The organism is Cytobacillus kochii (assembly GCF_044790165.1).
Classification (GTDB): domain Bacteria; phylum Bacillota; class Bacilli; order Bacillales; family Cytobacillaceae; genus Cytobacillus; species Cytobacillus kochii.
Genome location: NZ_CP085254.1, coordinates 216,003 through 241,839, shown reverse-complemented (window position 1 = coordinate 241,839; position 25,837 = coordinate 216,003). Strand labels below are relative to the sequence as shown.

Sequence of the window (25,837 nt, the reverse complement as noted above, 5' to 3'; positions counted from 1 at the left end):
CTTCACTTTCCTCTGCTGTTCCATCTATTCTTTTTCTGTAATATTGATTGTTGCCGTCTCACTCTCAAGTTGGGACTCAACACCAGGAGGTGCGTCTAATTGAATATTCACCTCATGTTCTCCAGGATCAAGGCCAGATACATCTATAGATAGGGTAAAATCACCTTTACTTAAATTATTCATATCCTTTTCATTACCAGAAACCTTCAAGCTTGTCTCACCTTCATCAGGGCTTTGAAATGTCACATCATATTGGTCGTCTAAGCCTGTGATTGTTATCGGCATGCCTGAATAGGTTCGATTCACTGTTTGTTCATTTGCGGCTTGTTCCTGCTCTTGTTCTTGTACTTGTGATTCTTCTTCCTCACTGCTGCTATCTTCTGGTGCTTCTTGTTCCTTAACAGTCACATTGGCATTAACCGTCACTTCTTTAGGATCAACACTAGTAATTCCGTCAGAGATGATCACAGGTAATTTTATTTCCTGATCTTTATCGAGTTTGCTTAAATCGACCTCTACCCTAACCGTTTTGACATCATTTAGAACATTTTCTGGAGCAAAAATGGTTGCTTCTGTTTGGCTGAGTTTAAGAGAGTCTAACTCAACTCCCGAAGGAAGGCTCCCGGTTTCAACAATATCGATGGGCACCGTCTTACTTAAACGCTTCACATCGACCGAAACCTCCACCTCACCTGGATTTACATCTACATCTAATTTATTCATATTACGATCGAGCACATTAATCGCGGCTGTTTCTGTAAATGATTCCGTTATAGAACCTTTTGTATTAACAGTTGCTTTGACATAAGCAATCGATTCAATCACATTTTTGGCACCTGTTATTTTGACAGTACTAGGTTCAGCAAGTGCTGCTTCGGCCTTGTAACCTTCTTCAAGTAAACTATTGTTAAATTCTGCTTCCACATTGAACTCTTCAGTTACTTTTTCATCAATTGTTACATCTACAGTAGAAGGGTCAATTATATATTCAAGCTTATCGGATAGATCTTTAATCCCTACCTCTACTTCTTGTCGACCAATTTCTGCATCTGATAAGTCCACAAACACTTCAAAGTTCCGCTGTGCCTTCGCATTTTCCAAATGGCTCCTTGGGCCATCTAACGTAACAGCCACTGTTTCTGGAAGTCCGGAAACGACAAGATTATCTGTATCATAGTAAGCTGTGAGCGGAACATTTTCAATGACAGCTGAGCCATCATCTCCAGGTACATTGATACTTCTATTATCGTTATTCGTATCATAAACCGAATCAAACAGGAGCAGAGCAATTAATAAAGCCACTACCTTCATAAACCATCTGGTATCAATGAGCTTATCAATATATTTATCCATTTTTCTTTCCCCTCCAGTTCCAAAGAGTGGAAGAAGATTGTTTTGATTTAGCTGAGTGAATAAGCTTCTCATTTAAAAGTTCTTTGAGCTGATCGAGTTTCAAATCGCGTGTAAGTTCACCATTTTTCGCTACAGATATTCCACCTGTCTCTTCAGACACAATAATGGTGATACTATCTGTTACTTCACTAATTCCCATCGCTGCTCTATGTCTAGTACCTAACTCTTTAGAGATAAAAGGACTTTCTGATAAAGGCAAGTAACATGCAGCAGCTGCAATTTGACTTTTCTGTATAATAACGGCGCCATCATGTAATGGTGTATTGGGAATAAAGATATTAATAAGTAATTCTGATGATATTTTGGAATGCAATGGAATACCAGTTTCAATATAGTCACCCATACCAGTTTCACGTTCAATCGAAATTAGCGCACCAATTCTCCGCTTAGCCATGTAATCAACAGACTTTACAATTGCAGTAACTAATTGATCTTGATCCATCTCTTCTTGGTTACCACTTCTAACGAAGAATTTACCCCTACCAAGCTGCTCTAGTGCACGACGCAACTCTGGTTGGAAGATAATAATAATGGCTAGTACCCCCCATAAGAGAACCTGTTCCATCATCCATCCTAAAGTTTGCAAATGAAGGATATCACTTAAAACCTTTACAATCAGAATAATAAATATCCCTTTGACTAATTGGACGGCTTTCGTCCCTTTAACAATCATAATTAATTTATATATAACGAACCAGACAAGGAGAATGTCTACTGTATTCGCTAAAAGCCTTAATAAAGGTAAATCTGTGAAAGATAAATCTAAAAGCGACATTTTCCTTCCTCCAAGTATTTATTTCCACCATTAAAATAGTCGTTTAACCTACTTATTATACCATATTTCTAATGAAATCCAATTTTCTAGTTATGTATACAATCGTGAACGTTATTAAAATATATCCTACATTTTTATTACTACATATGCAAAGATTAAGCGATTTATTAACAAATAATTACATATTTACACTTCTTTGAACAAAAGAAAAAGCCACCGCATTATAGCAGTGACCTATATTCCCTTACTCTTTTTCATCCTCTTGTGTAACAGTCGAGATTAAACTTTTACTTGTATTTTTAATGTGATACCATAACCATTCAAAAAGCTGGTCTACTTCTTTTATTTCTCCTGTGACGTTACCAGCGGAGGCTAAATATTGCTCACCATTAATGACCGTTGCATCCCCTTCGACTTCACCATTTATCTGCAAGTTCCCATTCTTAACAACAACATCTCCCTTGACCACTTCTCCTTCTGGGACAATGACCGTATCGTTCTCAATCACTAGATTAGATTGCTTGGAAACAGACAATGCACTTTCTTGATTCCAGGCAGATAGAACACTTCCAGACATTAAGATAAGAAAGAGCGATGCTGCAGCAAGCATTGGGTGCTTCCTGAGCCACCTTTGTGCACCTACTTTTTTCTTTTCCTTAGGCAGTCTTGCCATCACATTCTCAGTAAAACCTGCAGGCGCTTGGAAATGTGACGTACTCTGGACAAAGGCAATCGCTCGTTTTAGTTCATGAAAATGCATGCGGCATTCTTCACATTGCTCTATATGTGTTTTGAGTAATTGTTTATGCTCATCTGTTATTTCTTCATCTAAATATTCATGCATATATTCAATAATTTCTTCATTACATTTCACTGAAATCACCTTCTTATACGTAGCGTAATTGCTTTCTTAAAGCTTCTCTTCCCCTATGAATCCTCGTTTTCACAGTGCCTAATGGTAGATCTAAGGTCTCACTGATTTCATTCAAGGACAGTTCTTCAATGTACTTAAGCACGATGACCGATCGATATTTTTCCGGTAGCTTCGAAATTTCCATTTGTATGGTTTCCTGCAACTCCATTTTTTCTACATCTTCTTCAGGTAGTTTCGTACTCGCGGGAATTTGTGAGTACATATTTAAACCGTCTGTTCCTGCTACTTCCGCGTCCAAATAATAGTCAGGCTTTTTCTTCCTGATCCGGTCAATACATAGGTTTGTTGCAATGCGATATAACCATGTTGAGAACTTTAAGTTCGTATTGAAGCTTTGTATATTTACATATGCTCGTAAGAAAGCTTCTTGTGCAATATCTTCAGACTCATGTTGATTACCCAACATTCGATAACAGATATGATATACTCTGTCTTTGTATATTTCTACTATTTCAGCGTAAGCATCTTGATCTCCTTTTAATACTTGTTTAATTCTTTTCTTCACCAACAATTCCATCTATTTACCCCCGCTCTATGCGGCTTATCGATAATCATTTACGAATCGATAGCAAAAAGGTTTCACATATTTTTTATTAGGTTCCTTTTCCTCCATAAGTACTTTGGTTATATAAGAGTTATCACATAATATTTTAACAAATTTTAACTAAAGTAGTTTAATTAATTTTCATACTGGGTATAAAGGATTTAAAACCAGTGTGTTGACGAAGGAAAAAAGACCTTCCCTTCAATATTTTTGCTCCAACGAACAAGAGACCATACATTTAAAAATTGTCTACGTGCTGGAATAAAATTTTCAAATGGAAAGGACAATGATCTCATGTATACGGAGGAACTATTAAAAGATATTGAAATCCACAGAGCTAAAATGGTTGAACTTGCTTCTATTTCTTCATTTTCAAACCACCAAGTTCTTAAAGCGAGCATTGAATTGGACAATCTAATTAATAGATACTATACATTAACATTAAAAAAAGAAGCTTGAGTCGATGCTCAAGCTTCTTTCACTTTATAGTAATTTTTCACCGAAGAGCGAGCCCATTAAGGCCACCGCTGCATCAGCTGTTTTATTTCTTTCATCTAATATTGGATTAACCTCAACAAATTCGGCCGAAGTAATCATTTGAGATTCTGCCAGTATTTCCATAGCAAGGTGGCTCTCTCGATAACTTATCCCCCCCATAACTGGTGTACCCACACCAGGTGCATCAGATGGATCAAGACCATCTAAATCTAGCGAAAGGTGAACACCATCTGTTCGGTCTTGTAAATAACTAATCGTCTCTTCCATTACCTTCGGCATCCCTAAGCGATCAATTTCATGCATCGTAAAGACTTTTATTCCCTTGGCTTTAATCAAATCCCTTTCTCCTTGGTCCAAAGACCTTGCTCCTATAATCACAACATTTTCAAGCTTTAACTTCTTATGGACTCCTCCTACCTCTAATAACAACGGATGCCCATACCCTAGAGCGACTGCTAAGGACATCCCATGAATATTACCGGAAGGCGAAGTTTCTGCTGTATTTAAGTCCCCGTGTGCATCGTACCAAATCACACCTAAGTTATGATAATGCTGTAATAAACCAGCTAATGTACCAATAGCGATACTATGATCCCCTCCTAAAACTAGAGGAAATGCTCCTTTTTTTACTACCCCATCAACTTGATCGGCTAAGATTTTAGTCTTTTCTGCAATTAAGTCCAAGTTTCTTAAACCTGTTTCCTTATCTATTTGTTCAGTCGACCTACCTATTTCAATATCACCTAAATCATCAACTTGGTGATTAAGTTGTTGTAATCTATTTTCAATGCCCGCATATCGGATGGCACTTGGCCCCATGTCTACCCCTCTTCGTAATTGTCCCAAGTCCATCGGCATACCAATAATCGAAATGTTTTTCATTTAGTTGCTCCCCCTACTAAAGAATGAATTCTCTCTCTATTGTAAACGGTTACATTCTGATGGTTCAACTGTGCAAAATTTTGTATATCTATACAAAAAAAGGGCATTTATTGGGTTAATTATTGTGGTCAGGACCGTACAACACAAACGGAGAATGATATATTTCTTAACACAGCTTGCAATTACAAATCACCGAAAATAGATGCGCTTAGTTAAGTTAGAGGGATGGTACGAAGAAAGGCCATTTGATATCTCATACAAGAAGTATGTATACACTTTTGATGATTTATATGTAATGTGAGTAATTTCGTTGGATCGCCGCAAAATTTGGGTTTTTCCTTATGTTTGACCTCATGGGGAAAAATACAAGATAACAAATAAAAATCCTTAAACATAAATGTTTAAGGATTAAGTGAGCCATGAAGGACTCGAACCTTCGACCCTCTGATTAAAAGTCAGATGCTCTACCAACTGAGCTAATGGCTCGAAAATGGCTGGGCTAGCAGGGATCGAACCTGCGAATGACGGAATCAAAATCCGTTGCCTTACCGCTTGGCTATAGCCCATCGTATGTAAAAAAACAAAATAAAAAGGACTAATTATATTATGTCCGCTTTTTGGATTTTCATTCAAATAAAATTGAAATGGTGGAGGGGGGCAGATTCGAACTGCCGAACCCGAAGGAGCGGATTTACAGTCCGCCGCGTTTAGCCACTTCGCTACCCCTCCGACATAAATATATTAAAATGGTGCCGGCCAGAGGACTTGAACCCCCAACCTACTGATTACAAGTCAGTTGCTCTACCAATTGAGCTAGGCCGGCCCATCTATAGTAAATTGAAATGGTGGAGGATGACGGGATCGAACCGCCGACCCTCTGCTTGTAAGGCAGATGCTCTCCCAGCTGAGCTAATCCTCCAAAATGGTGACCCCTACGGGATTCGAACCCGTGTTACCGCCGTGAAAGGGCGGTGTCTTAACCGCTTGACCAAGGGGCCAAAAATATTTAAAGTTCTTACCAGAGCTTCCAACCGGGCTCGAACCGGTGACCTCTTCCTTACCATGGAAGTGCTCTACCTGCTGAGCTATGGAAGCATCAGCTAAATATCTTTGATTTTGTTTAAAATGGCTCCGCAGGTAGGATTCGAACCTACGACCGTTCGGTTAACAGCCGAATGCTCTACCACTGAGCTACTGCGGAATAATATGATAATATGTATGCCCGGCAACGTCCTACTCTCACAAGGGGACAGCCCCTAACTACCATCGGCGCTGAGAAGCTTAACTTCCGTGTTCGGTATGGGAACGGGTGTGACCTTCTCGCTATCGCCACCGGACTTATTAAAGACATTTATTATTATAACGTCTTTTATGAAAATTTCAAGAGAAATTTTAAATCATTCTCTGAAAACTAGGTAATGTTGAAGAAGATATTTATTGAGTAATCGCCTGTTTGGTTAAGTCCTCGATCGATTAGTATTAGTCAGCTGCATGTGTCGCCACACTTCCACCTCTAACCTATCAACCTGATCATCTTTCAGGGATCTTACTAGCTTGCGCTATGGGAAATCTCATCTCGAGGGGGGCTTCATGCTTAGATGCTTTCAGCACTTATCCCTTCCGCACATAGCTACCCAGCGATGCCTTTGGCAAGACAACTGGTACACCAGCGGTGCGTCCATCCCGGTCCTCTCGTACTAAGGACAGCTCCTCTCAAATTTCCTGCGCCCACGACGGATAGGGACCGAACTGTCTCACGACGTTCTGAACCCAGCTCGCGTACCGCTTTAATGGGCGAACAGCCCAACCCTTGGGACCGACTACAGCCCCAGGATGCGATGAGCCGACATCGAGGTGCCAAACCTCCCCGTCGATGTGGACTCTTGGGGGAGATAAGCCTGTTATCCCCGGGGTAGCTTTTATCCGTTGAGCGATGGCCCTTCCATGCGGAACCACCGGATCACTAAGCCCGACTTTCGTCCCTGCTCGACTTGTAGGTCTCGCAGTCAAGCTCCCTTGTGCCTTTACACTCTACGAATGATTTCCAACCATTCTGAGGGAACCTTTGGGCGCCTCCGTTACTCTTTAGGAGGCGACCGCCCCAGTCAAACTGCCCACCTGACACTGTCTCCCATCCCGATAAGGGATGTGGGTTAGAATTTCAATACAGCCAGGGTAGTATCCCACCGACGCCTCCACCGAAGCTAGCGCTCCGGCTTCTAAGGCTCCTACCTATCCTGTACAAGCTGTACCAAAATTCAATATCAGGCTACAGTAAAGCTCCACGGGGTCTTTCCGTCCTGTCGCGGGTAACCTGCATCTTCACAGGTACTATAATTTCACCGAGTCTCTCGTTGAGACAGTGCCCAGATCGTTACGCCTTTCGTGCGGGTCGGAACTTACCCGACAAGGAATTTCGCTACCTTAGGACCGTTATAGTTACGGCCGCCGTTTACTGGGGCTTCGATTCAAAGCTTCGCGTGAGCTAACCTCTCCTCTTAACCTTCCAGCACCGGGCAGGCGTCAGCCCCTATACTTCGCCTTGCGGCTTCGCAGAGACCTGTGTTTTTGCTAAACAGTCGCCTGGGCCTATTCACTGCGGCTCATCAAGGCTTTAACACCCTAATGAGCACCCCTTCTCCCGAAGTTACGGGGTCATTTTGCCGAGTTCCTTAACGAGAGTTCTCTCGCTCACCTTAGGATTCTCTCCTCGCCTACCTGTGTCGGTTTGCGGTACGGGCACCTTATTCCTCGCTAGAGGCTTTTCTTGGCAGTGTGGAATCAAGAACTTCGGTACTAAATTTCCCTCGCTATCACAGCTCAAGGTATATGACCATGGGATTTGCCTCATGGTCCCTCTAACTGCTTAGACGCACATCCAATCGTGCGCTTACCCTATCCTCCTGCGTCCCCCCATCACTCAAACAGAATACGGTGGTACAGGAATATCAACCTGTTGTCCATCGCCTACGCTTTTCAGCCTCGGCTTAGGTCCCGACTAACCCTGAGCGGACGAGCCTTCCTCAGGAAACCTTAGGCATTCGGTGGATGGGATTCTCACCCATCTTTCGCTACTCATACCGGCATTCTCACTTCTAAGCGCTCCACCAGTCCTTACGGTCTAGCTTCAACGCCCTTAGAACGCTCTCCTACCACTGAACATCAACGATGTTCAATCCACAGCTTCGGTGATACGTTTAGCCCCGGTACATTTTCGGCGCGGAGTCACTCGACCAGTGAGCTATTACGCACTCTTTAAATGGTGGCTGCTTCTAAGCCAACATCCTGGTTGTCTAAGCAACTCCACATCCTTTTCCACTTAACGTATACTTTGGGACCTTAGCTGGTGGTCTGGGCTGTTTCCCTCTTGACTACGGATCTTATCACTCGCAGTCTGACTCCCATGGATAAATCTTTGGCATTCGGAGTTTGTCTGAATTCGGTAACCCGATGAGGGCCCCTAGTCCAAACAGTGCTCTACCTCCAAGATTCTTACGCATGAGGCTAGCCCTAAAGCTATTTCGGAGAGAACCAGCTATCTCCAAGTTCGATTGGAATTTCTCCGCTACCCACACCTCATCCCCGCACTTTTCAACGTACGTGGGTTCGGGCCTCCATCCAGTGTTACCTGGACTTCACCCTGGACATGGGTAGATCACCTGGTTTCGGGTCTACGACCACATACTCATTCGCCCTATTCAGACTCGCTTTCGCTACGGCTCCGTCTGTCCAACTTAACCTCGCATGTAATCGTAACTCGCCGGTTCATTCTACAAAAGGCACGCTATCACCCATTAACGGGCTCTAACTACTTGTAGGCACACGGTTTCAGGATCTCTTTCACTCCCCTTCCGGGGTGCTTTTCACCTTTCCCTCACGGTACTGGTTCACTATCGGTCACTAGGGAGTATTTAGCCTTGGGAGATGGTCCTCCCTGCTTCCGACGGGATTTCTCGTGTCCCGCCGTACTCAGGATCCACTCTGGAGGGAACGAAGTTTCAACTACAGGGCTTTTACCTCCTATGGCGGGCCTTTCCAGACCTCTTCGTCTATCTCGTTCCTTTGTAACTCCGTATAGAATGTCCTACAACCCCAAGAGGCAAGCCTCTTGGTTTGGGCTAATCCCGTTTCGCTCGCCGCTACTCAGGGAATCGCGTTTGCTTTCTCTTCCTCCGGGTACTTAGATGTTTCAGTTCCCCGGGTCTGCCTTCCATACCCTATGTATTCAGGTATGGATCCTATCCCATAACGGATAGGGGGTTTCCCCATTCGGAAATCTCCGGATCAAAGCTTACTTACAGCTCCCCGAAGCATATCGGTGTTAGTCCCGTCCTTCATCGGCTCCTAGTGCCAAGGCATTCACCGTGCGCCCTTATTAACTTAACCATTGTTCGGCTTGCGATAAGCTACGCATTTCGGCGTCAGCTCACTCGTCAACATCCTCATGTGCACAAGACGCACACTCCGGTGTTTCCTCGCTCGCTTCCTTGAACTGCTTGCTTCTCACAACCCTCACGGTTGTGTTTATTAAAAAAAATTTAGTATCTTAAATCAATCTATAATAATAGAGAGAAAAAATAACTAAGGTGGCGATTACTCGGTAATCTTCTTCATTACATTATCTAGTTTTCAAAGAACAATTAAATTGAGAGATTATACTCTCAAAACTGAACGAACAGTCTAACATCAAGTTAATTCCGTATATTCCTTAGAAAGGAGGTGATCCAGCCGCACCTTCCGATACGGCTACCTTGTTACGACTTCACCCCAATCATCTGTCCCACCTTAGGCGGCTGGCTCCAAAAGGTTACCCCACCGACTTCGGGTGTTACAAACTCTCGTGGTGTGACGGGCGGTGTGTACAAGGCCCGGGAACGTATTCACCGCGGCATGCTGATCCGCGATTACTAGCGATTCCGGCTTCATGTAGGCGAGTTGCAGCCTACAATCCGAACTGAGAATGGTTTTATGGGATTGGCTAAACCTCGCGGTCTTGCAGCCCTTTGTACCATCCATTGTAGCACGTGTGTAGCCCAGGTCATAAGGGGCATGATGATTTGACGTCATCCCCACCTTCCTCCGGTTTGTCACCGGCAGTCACCTTAGAGTGCCCAACTGAATGCTGGCAACTAAGATCAAGGGTTGCGCTCGTTGCGGGACTTAACCCAACATCTCACGACACGAGCTGACGACAACCATGCACCACCTGTCACTCTGTCCCCCGAAGGGGAAAGTCCTATCTCTAGGATTGTCAGAGGATGTCAAGACCTGGTAAGGTTCTTCGCGTTGCTTCGAATTAAACCACATGCTCCACCGCTTGTGCGGGCCCCCGTCAATTCCTTTGAGTTTCAACCTTGCGGTCGTACTCCCCAGGCGGAGTGCTTAATGCGTTTGCTGCAGCACTAAAGGGCGGAAACCCTCTAACACTTAGCACTCATCGTTTACGGCGTGGACTACCAGGGTATCTAATCCTGTTTGCTCCCCACGCTTTCGCGCCTCAGCGTCAGTTACAGACCAGAAAGTCGCCTTCGCCACTGGTGTTCCTCCAAATCTCTACGCATTTCACCGCTACACTTGGAATTCCACTTTCCTCTTCTGCACTCAAGTTCCCCAGTTTCCAATGACCCTCCACGGTTGAGCCGTGGGCTTTCACATCAGACTTAAGGAACCGCCTGCGCGCGCTTTACGCCCAATAATTCCGGACAACGCTTGCCACCTACGTATTACCGCGGCTGCTGGCACGTAGTTAGCCGTGGCTTTCTGGTTAGGTACCGTCAAGGTACCGGCAGTTACTCCGGTACTTGTTCTTCCCTAACAACAGAGTTTTACGATCCGAAAACCTTCATCACTCACGCGGCGTTGCTCCGTCAGACTTTCGTCCATTGCGGAAGATTCCCTACTGCTGCCTCCCGTAGGAGTCTGGGCCGTGTCTCAGTCCCAGTGTGGCCGATCACCCTCTCAGGTCGGCTACGCATCGTCGCCTTGGTGAGCCGTTACCTCACCAACTAGCTAATGCGCCGCGGGCCCATCTGTAAGTGATAGCAGAACCATCTTTCAATCTAATTATATGTATAAATAGATATTATCCGGTATTAGCCCCGGTTTCCCGGAGTTATCCCAGTCTTACAGGCAGGTTGCCCACGTGTTACTCACCCGTCCGCCGCTAATCTTTGGGAGCAAGCTCCCTCAGATTCGCTCGACTTGCATGTATTAGGCACGCCGCCAGCGTTCGTCCTGAGCCAGGATCAAACTCTCCAATAAAGTGTTTGATTAGCTCGTTTGCACCTATGGTGCTTTGTTGCTGATAAATCAGCTTTTTTAGAATTACGCTTGACGTTTTACGTTCGTTCAGTTTTCAAAGAACAATCTCGTTCGCTTCAGAAGCGACTTTATTAATTTAACATTTAAGCTCGTTTTTGTCAACAACTTTTTTGTTTTTTTATTAAAAACTTTTTAATAGTTGATGTCACTAACGACTGCTTTAATATAATAACACCATATCTTTTAAAACGTCAATGACTTTTTTTCATTTTTTTATTCTTTTTTTCATTTAACTTATAATGAGCATATTCATCTGCTGGAACAACCCTTTTGAATAAGCTTAAAAGAATCTCATACTTCTCTTTCATTGCAACTTTAACAACATCTGCAATTCGCTCATCTTCTAAATCGAACAATATTTCGTCCATCTCTCTCTTTAATAAGTATTCAATTTCTTGTTGCTCTTTTCCATTTAGTAATAACCCGATCAACGATTGTTCCACCCTCTCTTTGACAAGCTATCACTATATTACCCATCCCCACTCTTTTTATAATGATAAATTCATCATGTTTTTAATTTTTTTGCATAGATATAGGACAAGGATGTATTGGGACGAGGTGAATAAGAATGAAATTCTTTTATGTATTTCATGCAAAAAGATTAAAACAATTGACTTTAATTTTGGTAGCAGCATTTTTCACAGCAATGTTTATGTTTATGGAAACAACGATTCATTTACCTGTTTTTTCTACAAAAGACGCACCAAAGGCATTATATAAAGGGGAGAAAGGAGTAGCTCTCACTTTTAATATTGGTTGGGGAGATGAAAAGGCGGAGCCTATTTTAGACTTATTAAAGAAAGAAAAAGTCACTTCTGCTACATTTTTCTTATCAGGCTCATGGGCTGAGAGCCACCCTGATATTGTCGAACGAATTGCTAAATCTGGATATGAAATCGGTATACTTGGTTATAATTACGAAGACTATACAGAGCTAGAAGAAGATAAAATCAGACAAGATTTAGCTAGAGCACAAACCGCGTTTGCTAAGTTAAATATTAAGGATATTAAATATGTGAGGCCTCCAACTGGTCACTTTGATAAAAAGACCTTAGCAGCAGCAAAACAATTAGGCTATACAGTTGTGCATTGGAGTTTAGATTCTAAAGACTGGACAAATCCAGGTACAGATAAAATTATTCAAAAAGTACTCGAAGCTGAAAATGGAGAAATCGTATTGATGCATGCATCTGATTCAGTGAAACAAACATCCAAAGCATTGCCCTCTATTATAAACGGGTTCAAAAAGGAACAGCTTGAGCTAGTAACCATTTCAGAAATGATGGCCAATGCCAATGCAACGGCAGAAGAAATTAATTAAATAGCAAAAAGTCGCCTGGTTAAACAGACGACTTTTTTGCTTCCAATCTTTCTCTTTGACGGGCAGATTCTGCATTATATTTTGGTAACACGAGTAATTGATAAGCATTACAAATGATTAAAGGTAGAACCATTAACCATAACCAGCTTTCTTCGTTTACTCTTAATACCGGCACCCATTCAATCGTTGTCACGACCACCATAAAGAACAACGCTGGCACAAAAGCATGTTTATTCGTAGTGATTACTTTCAAGGCCGCAATAATTACACCGGCTATTAAAACAAAACCTGCAAGACCTAAATAAGGAAGAATACTATCTCCTGCATCCGCAAAAGCTTTATAACGGAAGTACACTAAATCAAATAGCACAAATAAAACCAACACAATTTGCACAGCATTCCATAATTGATGAGACTTAAAAATACCCAACCCAAAACGATGCACTGTTAAATATGCGAAAAATCCCATTTGACTAATAATACTAAAAATTAAACCGACACCGAATAACCAAAAAAGAACAGATAGTATTTCCAACCCATCAAAATTGGTAAATAAATGAGAAAATTCATCCCAACGCACGACAAAACCAATAACCCCTGTTGCAACGCCACCGACAAGTAATGTGGTTATAAAAAATTTGATCCAAGCACGGCTAGTCAATTCCTTTTCCCCCATAACGTTATTATCACTTAATGATTGTACCAAATCTTTACTTGAAAAATCTAGGCAATCCGCAATTTACGCATAATATTGACCGATTTTCTTCATTCTATTAGTACGGGATATTTATTTTAGGAGGCAGTTTAACATGAAAAAAAGCCTTTTTATTATTCCATTGCTCCTCATTCTAACCTTAACAGCATGTTCGCAATCAGGTAGTGAGCACATGGACTATGATCAAACAAAGAAAATGATTGTAGATATACTAAAAACGGATGACGGAAAACAAGCATTACAAGACTTAATGGCTGATGAAAAAATAAAACAGCAACTAGTGATGGACCAAAATATGGTGACAGAGACAATCGAGAGTACTCTGACATCTGAAAAAGGCACAGAGTTTTGGAAAAAGTCATTTGAAGACCCAGCGTTTGCTGAAACAATGGCTAAAAGCATGAAATCAGAGAATGAGGAGTTACTCAAGGACTTAATGAAGGATCCAGATTATCAAAAAATGATGATGGACATTCTAAAGGATCCTGAAATGGAGAAAAAATTAACAGAAGTGATGAAAAGCCAAGAATTTAGAGCTCATTTGCAAACAGTCATTACTGAAACCTTTGAAAGCCCGCTCTTTAAGACAAAATTACAGGACGTTCTTATGAAAGCGGCCGAAGAATCACAATCAGGTAAATCAGGTAAAGAAGGTGGCGGCAGTAGTAGCGAAGGTGGTGGTGGTGAACAAGGCGGTGAAGGAGAAGGCGGCCAAGATAGTGGCGGCCAAGAAGGTTCTGGAGAAGAATAAAAATATAAAAAGCATTTGGACTTAACATCCAAATGCTTTCTTATTATGCTTTTTCAATTACTTGTTGTGCAATTTCTGTATAGATTTTTCCTAAACGATGATCTGCGTCGTAAATAGATGGTGCGAAATCTTCTTCGCTCCAATCAGGCTGTTGCAGTGGTAATTGACCAATTACCTCTGTTCTTAGTTCTTCTGCCAGTTTTTCTCCGCCACCATGACCGAAGACATACTCTTTTTCACCTGTAACTTTACTTTCAAAGAAAGCCATGTTTTCAATTACACCTAAGATTTCATGTTCAGTACGAATAGCCATCGCACCAGCACGAGCGGCAACAAAAGCTGCCGTAGGGTGAGGCGTAGTTACGATGATTTCCTTACATGATGGAAGCATTGTATGAACATCTAGCGCCACATCACCTGTTCCTGGTGGTAAATCTAATAGAAGATAATCAAGATCTCCCCACTCTACTTCATTAAAGAAGCTATTAAGCATTTTACCAAGCATTGGACCTCTCCAAATAATTGGTGCATTATCTTCTACAAAGAAGCCCATAGAAATAACCTTAACACCAAAACGTTCAACAGGAATTATGCGCTCACCTCTTACTACAGGACGCTTCATAATACCCATCATATCAGGGACACTGAACCCATAAATATCTGCATCTACTAGACCGACTTTCTTTCCTTGCCTAGCAAGAGCGACAGCCATATTGACAGATACTGTTGATTTCCCAACGCCGCCTTTACCACTAGCAATAGCAATAAATTTCGTTTTACTATTCGCTGATAGTAGACCCTTATCTTCTTCAGGCATTGCTTGTCTATGTTTTTCTAGTGTTTCAGCCGGTAGTTCATTAAAACGGATACCCACGGATTCTGCACCCGCTGCTTTAATTCGATTCACAATCTCCGTTTGCAATTGTAATTGTTCAGCTGTTGCAGTCTTGGCGATCAATATTTTCACACTGACGTGAGCCTTCTCCTCTTTTACTTTAATCTCTTCAATCGCTTGAAGTTCCCCGAGTGTTTTATGTAAAAAAGGTTCTTGTAAGCCCTCAATGGCTTCTCTTACTTTTTGTTCAGTAATCATCTATCCTACACCCCTTTAAAATCGTTTCTTCATTAGAATAACTCTAATTGTCATTCTAACACATATTAGAATATCAGTCTTTATACAATGCCTAAAATATCTTAAAGATCTATTTGTATAAATGTTTATATTTTACACGAAGGGGTTTTTAGAAAATAAAAACACGAACAAATCTTTGTCCGCGTTTAATCTTCAATCACAATCTCTTTCTCATTAGAGTAATGGCGCATTATACCATTGTAAATGGAGGCTGCTATTTTATTTTGATAATCGTCACTTTGTAGTAAGGTCCGCTCGTTCTGATTAGAAAGGAAGCCTACTTCTACAAGGACACCTGGTTTTTTTGAATGATCAAGAATATAGACATTTTCTAATTCCTTCGCCCGTCTTGTCGTATTTTCTAAGTTAGCGATGAGTTCATCTTGGATAAATTTAGCCGCTCGTGCATTTCCATCTATATGAGAAGCAAAAAAGGTTTGTGCTCCTCTCCATTTAGGAGAAGGGATCGAATTCAAATGTACACTTACGTAAAAATCAGCATCACTATGGTTAATCATATTTAAGCGCTTTTTCAAATCCTCTACTTTTCGCCTGCTATAGCCTTTAGTATCTTCTGCGGCTAAGTCCCTATCACCTTCTCGTGTCATCATCACCACGGCTCCTTGTTCTTGAAGGTAATCACGCAGCTTCAAAGAAACTTCTAGGGCAATATCTTTCTCCAAGACATTTCCATTATCTGCTCCACCATCCGGACCGCCATGACCAGGGTCAAGAAGGATAACCTTTCCGGATAAAGGAAGATTCCAAGCGTTCCAGGAATCATCTTCAGAAAAGTCATATTGCAAAATAAAGAATAAAATAGCCAGTCCAGTTATAAAACCAATTACTTTTAATTTCTTCTTCACCGATTACCACTCCCCGCTCGTCCTCAAAATATATATATGGGACAAGGAGAATGATTAGAACGATTTAATGCAGTCTTAATTTATGCCTTTTTCGACCATTTTCAAACCCTTCCATCCACCAACTATAGATATACTGTTCACAACTGTAGATTAGGGATTCACTATAAGCCCCTTCTTCATTTTGCGCCCAATATAAGAAAAAATGATACAGAGTATTCGTAAAATGCGTAAGATCCCCTTTACATCTATGTTGTACAGTAGTAGCCGTCTCACCACTAGTACCAAAATGACTATAATGTGCGCCTAAAAGATACGCTTCGATCGCCATATCATAGCAAGCTTCCTCTATTCCCGCATGGTTCATTAAACCTGTTAACAAACGAGATGATCCGAATAAGTGCTTGACTTGTTCTTTCAGATCCTTTACTGAGATCTCCTTTAGCACTGATTTTTCATATTTTAACTGCTTCTCTCGCCGCTTATCTTCAAATGTTGTAATAAGTGTCACTTGTTTTCACCTCTATCTCTATTCTTTAACTTCCTGGATAGAGGCATACAAAAAGCAGCGGTGATTTCCGCTGCCAATTTTTCCACTATATTAATGTGCTACTTTTTCTAACTCTTCTCTAATTTCCTTCGAACGTGCAGCAGCATGTTGAACAGCTTCGGAAATAGCTTCTCCGCCGTGATGAGCTTTCAATGCTTCAACACCTGAATGAGTTGTACCATTAGGTGAGGTCACTCTCTCACGTAAAACAATCGGTGCTTCGCCTTTTTCCAGAACCATTTTTGCTGCTCCATATATCGTTTGAGCAATAATTTTCCGTGCTTTTTTGGCCTCTAATCCTTGTTCTACACCCACCTTCTCCATCTCTTCCATTAGATAGTAGAAGTAGGCAGGGCCACTCCCTGCAAGACCTGTGAAAACATCCATCTGCTCTTCTTCAATGATAAATACTTCTCCCATGCAAGCAAGTAAATCTTTCACATCTCTTTCATGTCGCTTCTGTGTATAAGAACCAAGAGACATCGCTGTAGCCGATTCTTGAATCATACTAGATGTATTTGGCATCACCCGAATGACTTGCTGCTCATCATTTAGCTTCTCTTCCATATATGAAGTAGAAATACCTGCTAATACAGAAACAACCACTTGATCGGGTCTGATTTTATCTTTTAAAAAGGCAAGGGCTTCTTCTGCGCCATAAGGTTTCATTGCCATAATAAAATAATCAACCTCTTCATACGGTAAATCCTTTTGTAACATTGTATGAACACCGTATCTTTCCTTTATTTCTGTCAACCGATCCCCATTGAATTTATTTGTTACATAAATTTGCTGTGCTGGTACCTTCTCCGCATGAATCATTCCTGAAATCATTGACTCCGCCATTGAACCTGCACCAAAAAAAGCCACTGTCTTATTCTCTAACATTTACACAAACACTCCTTAAAAGTTGTGTCTTCGTTTCCGTACTTTTTTCAACGTTATCTATCTTAACATGTCACTATTTAGAATCAAGGGTTAACGATTAAGTCATAAGCATATGAGCGAGATAGTGAAAGAAAGCGTTACCATTCAAATCCTGATGTCCTCTAACCTCGCTCAACAGTCTGTATGCAGGCTCAATCTTGAATATCGTGTTTTCATCTTTGTTTTAAAAATGGGACAACCATCTGCACATACTTCAATAGTAGGTTCATGTTAAATTATTCTTTTTTCTCTGGCGTCACAAAACCACAAACAATGAAAAAGACGAAGTAAAACGGATGAGGAGAACAATTCAGATTTTGTGACGATGATAGGTATAAGCCACATCATCCGAAAAGAACTGCTAAACATTTACGCTTCCACTAAGGAAAGTCACAAATCTGTTTTGCGCTACTTATCCCTTTGCTTTCCCTTGTAACTATGTACCCCTTCACATTTTCAAACAGAGCGACTTGCCTAATTACCAACCTCGCAAAAGATCTGCCCCCCACTCCCTTTAAATTATCGCCACCAACAAACACTGTACCGTAGATTAAATTATCGAAAAAATTTGATGATACATCACCAAAAAAAAGCTTTCGCCACGATAAGTGACAAAAAGCTCTATATTAATCAACTAATCGACTAGAACGAGATTTCTCCGCTGTCTTCTTTAACCAAGGCGTTAATGGTTTTTTTAGTACAAGCCCTAAGATTAAAGAGGCTACGAAAAAGAGAAATAAGTATAGAAAACTCATCCAGACGACATGAGGGACAATGCCTCCAACTGCTTCTCTCAGAATATTAATCGCATGTGTAAATGGTAAGAATGGATTAATCGCTTGGAAAAATGCTGGTGCAACTTGAATCGGGAAAGTACCGCCTGCACCTGATAATTGCAATACCATGAGTATAATCGCTAACGCCTTACCAATATTGCCAAAGATTGAGACAATCGTATAGACCATTGTCATAAACATCATCGCAATAATGACAGTAAATATCACAAACCAAACCGGGTTTGCTGCGTAAGTTCCAAGAATCAGAAGATCACCAACACTAACAATTAACCCTTGTAGAAAGCCAACGATTAAAAAGAGTACAAGCCTGCCAAGGTAAACATGACGAATAGAATACTCCTCTTTCATATCTTTTGGGTGGACATCTGTTTTTAATAAGTTCGCTAATAACAGTGCACCTACCCATAAACATAACACGGTATAAAAGGGTGTATTCGCTGAACCGTAATTCGGGATTGGATATAATTGATCCTCAACAAGCTTTACCGGCTCTTTAAAGAATTCACTTTCTTTTTGAATATCATTTTTTAATAACGCAATGATTTCTCCCAAATCATTATTTGCCTTAAAATCTCGAATATCATCGGCTGCTTTATGGACCGAATCCTCAAGCGCAGGAAGATTCCCTTGAATGAACGCGGTAACTTCAGAAAGTCCTTTTTCCACCTCAGGAAGGTTTTCATTCACTAAGCCCGCTATTCGCGAGAATTCTGACTCAATTTTAGGGAGGTCATTACGGACAAAGTTACTTGCTTGATGAACTTTTTCTTCCACACCTGGGAGGTCATTTCGAATAAAGTCGCTTGCCTTATGAACGGCATCAACTGCTTTGGGTAAATCCGTCTCAATCTTTGCAACGATTTCTCCTATTTTCTCCTCGATTGCCGGTAAGTCAGCAATGATTTGATTGAGCTGTGCTTCACCTGTCTCAGCAATTCCTTCTGCATTTGTCAGCACTTCTTCTATATTCGGCATGTCTTGTTGAATTTTCTCTAAATCGCCTGCAGCTTTTTGTGCTGTCTCATTCAATTGTTGCATGCCATTTAAGATCTCTTGCTTTCCACCATTGTTCATAAAACCAACAAGTCTACCCGCTTGAGCGGCGGTATCTTGAGCCTGTTTCCTAAGTACTTGGATTTGCTCTTTTGATAACTCACCTGAGCCCGCTTGTGCTAGGGAATCATTAAGTGCTGTTAACTGCTGTGATAATTGTGTTAATGAATCAATCACAGTTGTAAATTGACCGTTTTGATTTAACGCCGTAAACATATCAATCGCATGATTAACTGATGTAATATTTGTCTGCAATTGTTGCTGTAAATCTTTAATCGATTGATTGACCGAATTGTTCATTTGGTCATTTTCGAGTTGTTTAAGTACTTGGTCAATGGAATTGGCCGTATTTTCAATGATAACTGCATTTTGAGTTATAACATCTAATATGGGCTCAATTGCCCCTTCATTTGCTGATAAAAAGCTATTTAGACTTTTAACATATTCTTCAGCATCAGCTGCCATTTGATTGGCCTTCGGTAAAGCTTCCTGCACACGATCAATCACCTCTTGCGCTGTTTGCACACCTTTCAACGCTCGATTTAACTGATCTGATACTTCTCCAAACTGCTGACTTGCTTCTGATAATCGCTCTGCTGCCTCTTCAATTTCTGGTAACCGCTCTTCTAATGTCAATACTTGATCACCTAATTGATTAATGAGCGGAAGCTTTTCTTCTAATGTGAGTATTTGCTGTGCCCCTTGATTTAATTCAGGAAATTTTTCTTCCAAGGCAATTACTTTTGTGATCGTTTCCTTCATTTCTGGCCAGTCTTCATTTAACGTGACAATCTTTTCACCTAGTTCATTTAACTCCGGAAATCGTTCTTCTAATGCAAATATATTATTCTCCACTTTAAGAATGGTCGGTAGTTCTTCCTCTAACTTAATACCGATATTGTTAAATTCCGTGAATAGGGCTTTTGATGCTTCGGCTAAGAAATTCTCACTGATCTGTTCAACTAATGCGGAAGCGCCTGCAGATGTCATCTTTGGTGCAATCGCATTTAATTTTTCATTTACCTCATACCTGACTTCCGGTGCCTCTGGTTCACCATCCACCACACTTGTTAATTGTTTCGAAAAATCCTCGTCAATATAGACCGCAGCATAATAATCACCATCTCTTACTCCTTCTTCAGCTACCTGCCTATTCACAAAGGTCCAACCCATTTGATCATTATCTTTTAATTGATCAACGAGCTCTTGGCCTATATTCATTTCTTTCCCTTCAAGCTCTGTGCCACTATCTTCATTGACAATTGCTACCTTAATTTGACTCGTCTCGCTATATGGATCCCACGATGCAGCAATATTAAACCATGCATACAATGACGGCAAAAAGGCTAATCCGATTAGTAGCAACGCAACTAACGGTACCCTGCGTAAATTCCTAAAATCCTGCCTGACAATGCTGAAAATCTGCTTCAATCTTCCACCTTCCTTATTCATGATGGGCCTTCTAATAACAGAAAACCCCAATTCAATACCTATAAGAATACAACATCCTTTTGGAAGTTTCCATTTAAAAGTCACTGGAAATTTAAAATTAAAAATTAATGGTTGCTTATCGAGAAAACGTCGCTTTAAAAAGGGGCAATAATCGGTACATTGTAAATATTATTAAAGGAAGAAAAGCATATAAAGACTTTTTACCTTACCAACGCCATATGAAAGCATATGACATTTAAGAAACCACTCCTAACAAATTAATGATACGATTGAAATTGGATTTAATAATAGAGAGTGGGTTTCTTTTTGTAAATGTCAATCAATCAGTGGTTGGGATAATGATATCCGATGCATCCGAATGATTAGGGTTCTTTACCTTCTATTAGTTTGGATTATTTTATATGGTTTTTATACTCATTTTAAAAGAATAGTGGAATTAAGCCTATTATATTATCCAATGTTGCATGCTACAGCAGAAAAATATACACAAGTCGTACCCTTGCCCTATAAACATCACTTGCTTTGGACTCAGTTAAGCCATGGAATCCTTCGGCTCATATTTTAAAAAATATATTCAAGGAATAAAGTAAAAGTGGAACTGAATGGACTATATCTATCTAATCGCTTATTCGAAAAGTATGCCAATGTATTACAGGCATTTTGGGGAATCTATTTAAAATGAGGAGGGTGGATAGGTCATATCTCGTGTCAATTTACCGGTAAATCACGCTTAACCGCCTTATATTTGGGCTAAGGCGGTTAATTTTTATATCCCATTCTTTATCAAATACTTAATGGGATAAATCTTTCTTTATTCTTCATCTTTTACTTTATTAAATATTGCTTCTGGAATCATTTCAAAGCCTTCTATCACTGTGTTTTCTTCCACTTCAATCATTAGACAAAGCTTGCCATCCACATGCATTTGACGGACATAGCGCAAATCCTGCGGGCAAACAGAAATATCTGCTACTTTTGTTTTGATTTTAATTGACTTAGACGTATACTTCGGCACAATACTGGTTGCTTTCAGCTCATAATTTTCATCGTCAATTACCTTTTTGAAAGCTGATTCTACCTTTTGGCGATCGACATCCTGCACACCGCTAGTCGTTAGAACCTTCTCCACATCGCGATAGTCCAGTTTCGGGGCATCAGGCTCTTCATTCTCTTCCACCACTCGTTGGATTTCATCGAATACATTAGCAAGTATCGACGTATTAATCTGGTTGCCTGCAACATCCTTTACAATTTCCTCAAACACAATCTTATCGTCTTGTGCTGTCATAGCTTCTTCAGCATTTAATACTTCTTCAATGAAATGATAATCCAGCTCATAGGCTTTTCCTGCTGAATAGAGTACATGATTCACATCTGCGGCATGATCAGTAAAGCTAGGAAATAGAAATCCGCCAACTGGTACTTTCAAATTGATAACAGGATCTACGACAAAGTGATACTTGAATTCTTTCTCCACATAGTCAAACAGTAGCTCCTTTTTGGGATCTATCGTCTTGTTAATACTACATAAGATAAAAGGATTGGCATAAACCGCATCTCGGCTGCTTTCTTCGGTCTCTTCGTTACTCCGCTTCGTAGGCTTTAAATATTCACCATGTATAAAGGTAACGACAATATCCATTTCGTACTGTTTATCCTTCAACATCTTTTCCACAAGATCCAACATATGCTCTTTCCATTCATCCGTATCATTTGTAAGTATCGCTTGATGAAGTATCAGTTGGCTACTATTCTCTATATTTCGCTGGAATTTCAATTCAAACAACTTCTGATCCAACTGGCCTGTCAGTACTTTTTTAAAGTTGGTTAAGAAAAGGTCCTGCTGTTCTTGTTCAAGCATTTCAAATGGCGTGCTTTGATGGTGATAAACCTCACTAGATTCTTTCATTATATAAACATTAAAAATATCTTTAATCTTTAATAAATCATTATTCATCTTAAATTGTTTTTTAAAGTCAGCTATATCTTTTTTATTCAAAAATGGATTCTCCCTTAATTCATTATGCAAACCATGGATCAATCAACTGAATTTTATCTTTTCATTTTAACATAATTAAATGGGCTAATGGATGACTTAACTCCATAGATTGTTTCCAAACGAATATCAATTAAAATTAGTTTGTGAAAATGTGCACAAGTGGTTATACTAGAACTATAAACCAATTGTGAAGCATTGAACATGATGAAGAATTAAAAAGTGGTCCATGAGGAAAATAGCCGAACAAGCTTGTAATAGAAGAACCTACTTTTCTTGCCACTTTTAATGTTTATCTATATATTTGACCGACGCCATATGCGCCTGAGATAGTATGATAATTTCTTTAATCAATTCTTCTTTTGATATCTGAAAGCCTGTATTAATCCAATTGGCTAATAAACCGTAAAATCCATATGCTGTGTAGCGCTTAAAGTAATCCATATTAACCGGGAGATCATTAATTGTTTTAAATTCAAACTTCTCCTGATATATCGTAAGTATTGTTTGTGGAAACCTCGTATGCAGTTCGGGAATGGTGTCGACGTAGTTGATTAAATCATAAAATTCCCGATTGTTATAAATGGATGAGATAATATGAAAATACCTATTATCCAATAGGTTTGTACTAACCTCTCTCTTAAGTTTAAACGGCCTCTCAAAAGATTCCTCTAACGCCGCTAGATTGGTGGACAAGAGGTCATCGGCTAATTCAAATTTATCTTTATAGTGAACATAGAACGTACTTCGATTATACTTTGCATACTGCACGATATCTTTGACAGAAACAGAATGGAAGCCCTTTTCTTTCGTTAAGGCAATCAGAGCCTGTTGAAGGTGCATCTTCGTCCGATCTCTTCTTGGGGTAGACCAATTGTTTTGCATTCGCTCCTTCTCCTTATGCAACAAAATTTTGCTGATTTATAGACAATTATACCTAATATGTCTAATGAATACACAATTACAATTTTATTGCTGATTGAACCTATTCATCATCGTATTATAATTTATTTGTAAACACTTTCAATTAAGTGTATTGACACATTCATTATAATAGGGGGAAGAAACATGAGCAAACTACAAGATAAAGTAGCTGTTATTACTGGGGGAGTATCTGGAATCGGTGCTGCAACTGCAAAATTATTTGCTTCAGAAGGGGCAAAATTAGTCCTTGTTGATATGAACGAAGAAAAAGGTGCTAGTTTTGTAGCTGAATTAAAATCACAAGGTGCAGAAGCGGTTTTCCTTAAAGCTGATGTAACAAGTGAAGTAGAAGTTAAAAATATCTTTACTACAGCATTAGATACTTTCGGTAAAGTAGATATTTTATTTAATAATGCGGGAATTGGCGCGGTAAAACCAACTGAAGAGTTAAGCTATGCAGAGTGGAGAAAAACAGTAGAAGTGGACTTAGATGGGGTATTCTTAGTTGCACAAGCTGCTATTAAAGAATTCTTAAAAACAGGAAGCGGTGTGATTGTCAATACAGCTTCTATGTATGGTTGGGTTGGCTCACCTGGAAGTGCGGCATATAACGCTGCCAAAGCAGGTGTCGTGAACTTAACTCGTTCGCTTGGCTTAGAGTATGCAGCACGAAATATCCGTGTAAATGCACTTTGCCCAGGGTTTATCGATACACCAATTCTTGGAGAAACAGATAGACAAGGTTTAACTGCTGCTACACCAATGAATCGTTTAGGTAAACCAGAAGAAATGGCAAAAGCAGTATTATTTATGGCTAGCGATGATTCTTCTTTCATGACTGGTAACAGCTTAATCATTGATGGTGGATACACAGCACAATAATTATAAATTAAGTAAGGAACCCATTTTGACTTATGGTCAGAATGGGTTCTTTTAAGAGGATGCCGTGACAGAAATAGCCATATTCTAAGCAGTCATCTACTTTAAAACAGCTATGAACAATCAATTTTACCTAGGCTTGTTTATTCCCAATAACATTTTTTTATCTCAATTCGCTTGAGTCAATGTTTCAAGCACAATCTCGGTTGCTTCTCCAATCAATTGGTCATCATATTCGGCTTCTTTTTCCTGCTTATTCGACAATATGGCAATCACAATTGGTTCATCATTAGGTGGCCATACAATCGCGATATCATTCCTTGTGCCATATGAAGCGGCACCACTTTTATCACCAACAATCCAATCTGTCGGTACTCCTGATTTAATTAAGGTATCACCAGTTGTATTTCCTTTGAACCACTCCTGAAAAATTTCTCTTTTTTCTTCCGATAATTCATCCGTTAATCCAAGCATTCTTAAATTTGTCGCCAATGCTTTAGGGGTACTAGTATCTCTCGTATCCCCAGGAGTTGCTTCATTTAATTCTGTCTCCAACCGGTCCATCTCTGTCACATCATCACCGATTGCTCTTAATGCTTTCTCAAGCTGACCTGGTCCACCTAATTCTGCAAACAATAAATTTCCCGCTGTGTTATCGCTATACTGCATAGCTGCTTTCGCAATCTCCCTTAATGTCATTCCTTCATCGACATATTTTTCTGTAATCGGTGAATAGGTAACAAGGTCTTCTTTTGTGTACATTCTTTTTTCATCTAAGATTGATATCGGGTTTTCCTTTAATAAAACGGCACCCGCTAACGCCTTAAATGTCGAGGCATACGCAAACCGTTCGTCTTCTTGATAGGCAACCGTTTCTTCATTACCCGTATCAATAGCGTATACTCCTAATTTAGCACCATACTTTTCTTCTAACTGAGCAAACTTGCCAGACGACACATCCTCTGCCTTCACTTCCCCACCATTCACTTCATTTTCTTTAGAACAACCGACGAGTAATAACATAGCTACAAATAAACCAACAATCATTTTTTTCATCTATAAACCACTCCCTAAAATTTAATATCAGATTACATTTGTAGTCTGATTACA

The 25,837-nt window shown here is 40.2% G+C and carries 19 protein-coding genes, 8 tRNA genes and 3 rRNA genes; 4 read left to right on the top strand and 26 right to left on the bottom strand.

What is annotated here, in order from left to right:
* Positions 1–24: 24 nt before the first annotated feature.
* The 4 genes from LG276_RS01400 to sigW form a co-directional block, all read right to left on the bottom strand.
* Positions 25–1,353: a YbbR-like domain-containing protein gene (locus LG276_RS01400; RefSeq protein ID WP_404293227.1), complete on the bottom strand. Its 1,329-nt coding sequence runs from the start codon at positions 1,351–1,353 to the stop codon at positions 25–27.
* Positions 1,346–2,188, bottom strand: coding sequence for a diadenylate cyclase CdaA (gene cdaA / locus LG276_RS01395; RefSeq protein WP_095371070.1), 843 nt, complete (start codon positions 2,186–2,188; stop codon positions 1,346–1,348). The genes LG276_RS01400 and cdaA overlap by 8 nt, the downstream gene beginning before the upstream one ends.
* Positions 2,189–2,432: 244 nt before the next feature.
* A complete protein-coding gene (locus LG276_RS01390) occupies positions 2,433–3,062 on the bottom strand; it encodes an anti-sigma factor (RefSeq protein WP_095371071.1) in 630 nt (209 codons plus the stop codon).
* A 13-nt stretch (positions 3,063–3,075) separates the two neighbouring features.
* The gene (gene sigW / locus LG276_RS01385; RefSeq protein WP_095371072.1) at positions 3,076–3,639 is read right to left on the bottom strand and encodes an RNA polymerase sigma factor SigW; all 564 of its coding nucleotides are present in this window, start codon (positions 3,637–3,639) and stop codon (positions 3,076–3,078) included.
* A gap of 321 nt (positions 3,640–3,960) precedes the next feature.
* Here sigW and LG276_RS01380 point away from each other — a divergent pair, with 321 nt between their 5' ends.
* Entirely contained in the window at positions 3,961–4,125 is a 165-nt protein-coding gene (locus tag LG276_RS01380; RefSeq protein WP_095371073.1) for an aspartyl-phosphate phosphatase Spo0E family protein, read from the top strand.
* Between the two features lie 24 nt (positions 4,126–4,149).
* Here LG276_RS01380 and rocF read toward each other — a convergent pair whose 3' ends face one another.
* The 13 genes from rocF to LG276_RS01315 form a co-directional block, all read right to left on the bottom strand.
* The gene (rocF, locus tag LG276_RS01375) at positions 4,150–5,046 is read right to left on the bottom strand and encodes an arginase (RefSeq protein WP_404293225.1); all 897 of its coding nucleotides are present in this window, start codon (positions 5,044–5,046) and stop codon (positions 4,150–4,152) included.
* 413 nt (positions 5,047–5,459) lie between these two features.
* Positions 5,460–5,532: transfer RNA gene (locus tag LG276_RS01370), tRNA-Lys, on the bottom strand.
* Positions 5,533–5,537: 5 nt separating this feature from the next.
* Positions 5,538–5,612, bottom strand: a tRNA-Gln gene (locus tag LG276_RS01365).
* 79 nt (positions 5,613–5,691) lie between these two features.
* Positions 5,692–5,775: transfer RNA gene (locus LG276_RS01360), tRNA-Tyr, on the bottom strand.
* A gap of 18 nt (positions 5,776–5,793) precedes the next feature.
* Positions 5,794–5,869, bottom strand: a tRNA-Thr gene (locus LG276_RS01355).
* 20 nt (positions 5,870–5,889) lie between these two features.
* Positions 5,890–5,965: transfer RNA gene (locus LG276_RS01350), tRNA-Val, on the bottom strand.
* Between the two features lie 4 nt (positions 5,966–5,969).
* Positions 5,970–6,044, bottom strand: a tRNA-Glu gene (locus tag LG276_RS01345).
* A 24-nt stretch (positions 6,045–6,068) separates the two neighbouring features.
* Positions 6,069–6,141, bottom strand: a tRNA-Thr gene (locus LG276_RS01340).
* A gap of 31 nt (positions 6,142–6,172) precedes the next feature.
* Positions 6,173–6,247: transfer RNA gene (locus tag LG276_RS01335), tRNA-Asn, on the bottom strand.
* 19 nt (positions 6,248–6,266) lie between these two features.
* Positions 6,267–6,383: ribosomal RNA gene (rrf, locus tag LG276_RS01330) — 5S ribosomal RNA — on the bottom strand.
* A 116-nt stretch (positions 6,384–6,499) separates the two neighbouring features.
* Positions 6,500–9,432: ribosomal RNA gene (locus tag LG276_RS01325) — 23S ribosomal RNA — on the bottom strand.
* Between the two features lie 326 nt (positions 9,433–9,758).
* Positions 9,759–11,307 (bottom strand): 16S ribosomal RNA (locus LG276_RS01320).
* Together the 16S, 23S and 5S rRNA genes with 8 tRNA genes alongside form the textbook arrangement of a ribosomal RNA operon.
* A 251-nt stretch (positions 11,308–11,558) precedes the next feature.
* Complete coding sequence (locus tag LG276_RS01315) at positions 11,559–11,798, bottom strand: hypothetical protein (protein ID WP_251163220.1); 240 nt, start codon at positions 11,796–11,798, stop codon at positions 11,559–11,561.
* Between the two features lie 137 nt (positions 11,799–11,935).
* Between LG276_RS01315 and pdaB the strand changes: the two genes are divergently transcribed.
* Complete coding sequence (gene pdaB / locus LG276_RS01310) at positions 11,936–12,688, top strand: polysaccharide deacetylase family sporulation protein PdaB (protein WP_251163219.1); 753 nt, start codon at positions 11,936–11,938, stop codon at positions 12,686–12,688.
* 19 nt (positions 12,689–12,707) lie between these two features.
* Here the strand turns inward: pdaB and LG276_RS01305 are convergent, their stop codons facing one another.
* A complete protein-coding gene (locus LG276_RS01305; protein WP_251163218.1) occupies positions 12,708–13,349 on the bottom strand; it encodes a KinB-signaling pathway activation protein in 642 nt (213 codons plus the stop codon).
* Between the two features lie 148 nt (positions 13,350–13,497).
* Between LG276_RS01305 and gerD the strand changes: the two genes are divergently transcribed.
* The gene (gene gerD, locus LG276_RS01300; RefSeq protein WP_251163217.1) at positions 13,498–14,154 is read left to right on the top strand and encodes a spore germination lipoprotein GerD; all 657 of its coding nucleotides are present in this window, start codon (positions 13,498–13,500) and stop codon (positions 14,152–14,154) included.
* Positions 14,155–14,197: 43 nt separating this feature from the next.
* Here the strand turns inward: gerD and LG276_RS01295 are convergent, their stop codons facing one another.
* The 7 genes from LG276_RS01295 to LG276_RS01265 form a co-directional block, all read right to left on the bottom strand.
* Entirely contained in the window at positions 14,198–15,247 is a 1,050-nt protein-coding gene (locus LG276_RS01295; protein WP_224938746.1) for an Mrp/NBP35 family ATP-binding protein, read from the bottom strand.
* A 185-nt stretch (positions 15,248–15,432) separates the two neighbouring features.
* Positions 15,433–16,152, bottom strand: a complete 720-nt coding sequence (gene cwlD / locus LG276_RS01290) for an N-acetylmuramoyl-L-alanine amidase CwlD (protein WP_224938745.1) — start codon at positions 16,150–16,152, stop codon at positions 15,433–15,435.
* Positions 16,153–16,216: 64 nt separating this feature from the next.
* A complete protein-coding gene (locus tag LG276_RS01285) occupies positions 16,217–16,660 on the bottom strand; it encodes a DUF2521 family protein (RefSeq protein ID WP_224938744.1) in 444 nt (147 codons plus the stop codon).
* Between the two features lie 90 nt (positions 16,661–16,750).
* Positions 16,751–17,587 (bottom strand): pyrroline-5-carboxylate reductase, encoded by an 837-nt coding sequence (gene proC / locus LG276_RS01280; RefSeq protein WP_095371082.1) that lies wholly within the window; start codon positions 17,585–17,587, stop codon positions 16,751–16,753.
* A 665-nt stretch (positions 17,588–18,252) separates the two neighbouring features.
* Positions 18,253–20,928, bottom strand: a complete 2,676-nt coding sequence (locus LG276_RS01275) for a YhgE/Pip domain-containing protein (protein WP_251163216.1) — start codon at positions 20,926–20,928, stop codon at positions 18,253–18,255.
* An 811-nt stretch (positions 20,929–21,739) separates the two neighbouring features.
* A complete protein-coding gene (locus LG276_RS01270; protein ID WP_224938742.1) occupies positions 21,740–22,927 on the bottom strand; it encodes a DUF4317 domain-containing protein in 1,188 nt (395 codons plus the stop codon).
* A 282-nt stretch (positions 22,928–23,209) separates the two neighbouring features.
* On the bottom strand, positions 23,210–23,809 hold the full coding sequence (locus LG276_RS01265; protein ID WP_095371086.1) for a TetR/AcrR family transcriptional regulator: 600 nt from the start codon (positions 23,807–23,809) through the stop codon (positions 23,210–23,212).
* Between the two features lie 183 nt (positions 23,810–23,992).
* Between LG276_RS01265 and LG276_RS01260 the strand changes: the two genes are divergently transcribed.
* Positions 23,993–24,730 carry an SDR family NAD(P)-dependent oxidoreductase gene (locus tag LG276_RS01260; RefSeq protein ID WP_224938741.1) on the top strand — a complete coding sequence of 246 codons (738 nt, stop codon included), beginning with the start codon at positions 23,993–23,995 and terminating at the stop codon, positions 24,728–24,730.
* A gap of 165 nt (positions 24,731–24,895) precedes the next feature.
* Here the strand turns inward: LG276_RS01260 and bla are convergent, their stop codons facing one another.
* The gene (gene bla, locus LG276_RS01255; RefSeq protein WP_251163215.1) at positions 24,896–25,783 is read right to left on the bottom strand and encodes a class A beta-lactamase; all 888 of its coding nucleotides are present in this window, start codon (positions 25,781–25,783) and stop codon (positions 24,896–24,898) included.
* Positions 25,784–25,837 lie beyond the last annotated feature (54 nt).

Bases quoted from the DNA above. Each gene is read 5' to 3' on its own strand.
- LG276_RS01400 (WP_404293227.1), bottom strand. From the start codon at position 1,353: ATGGATAAATATATTGATAAGCTCATTGATACCAGATGGTTTATGAAG.
- cdaA (WP_095371070.1), bottom strand. From the start codon at position 2,188: ATGTCGCTTTTAGATTTATCTTTCACAGATTTACCTTTATTAAGGCTT.
- sigW (WP_095371072.1), bottom strand. From the start codon at position 3,639: ATGGAATTGTTGGTGAAGAAAAGAATTAAACAAGTATTAAAAGGAGAT.
- LG276_RS01380 (WP_095371073.1), top strand. From the start codon at position 3,961: ATGTATACGGAGGAACTATTAAAAGATATTGAAATCCACAGAGCTAAA.
- rocF (WP_404293225.1), bottom strand. From the start codon at position 5,046: ATGAAAAACATTTCGATTATTGGTATGCCGATGGACTTGGGACAATTA.
- pdaB (WP_251163219.1), top strand. From the start codon at position 11,936: ATGAAATTCTTTTATGTATTTCATGCAAAAAGATTAAAACAATTGACT.
- gerD (WP_251163217.1), top strand. From the start codon at position 13,498: ATGAAAAAAAGCCTTTTTATTATTCCATTGCTCCTCATTCTAACCTTA.
- LG276_RS01295 (WP_224938746.1), bottom strand. From the start codon at position 15,247: ATGATTACTGAACAAAAAGTAAGAGAAGCCATTGAGGGCTTACAAGAA.
- proC (WP_095371082.1), bottom strand. From the start codon at position 17,587: ATGTTAGAGAATAAGACAGTGGCTTTTTTTGGTGCAGGTTCAATGGCG.
- LG276_RS01275 (WP_251163216.1), bottom strand. From the start codon at position 20,928: ATGAATAAGGAAGGTGGAAGATTGAAGCAGATTTTCAGCATTGTCAGG.
- LG276_RS01265 (WP_095371086.1), bottom strand. From the start codon at position 23,809: ATGCAAAACAATTGGTCTACCCCAAGAAGAGATCGGACGAAGATGCAC.
- LG276_RS01260 (WP_224938741.1), top strand. From the start codon at position 23,993: ATGAGCAAACTACAAGATAAAGTAGCTGTTATTACTGGGGGAGTATCT.
- bla (WP_251163215.1), bottom strand. From the start codon at position 25,783: ATGAAAAAAATGATTGTTGGTTTATTTGTAGCTATGTTATTACTCGTC.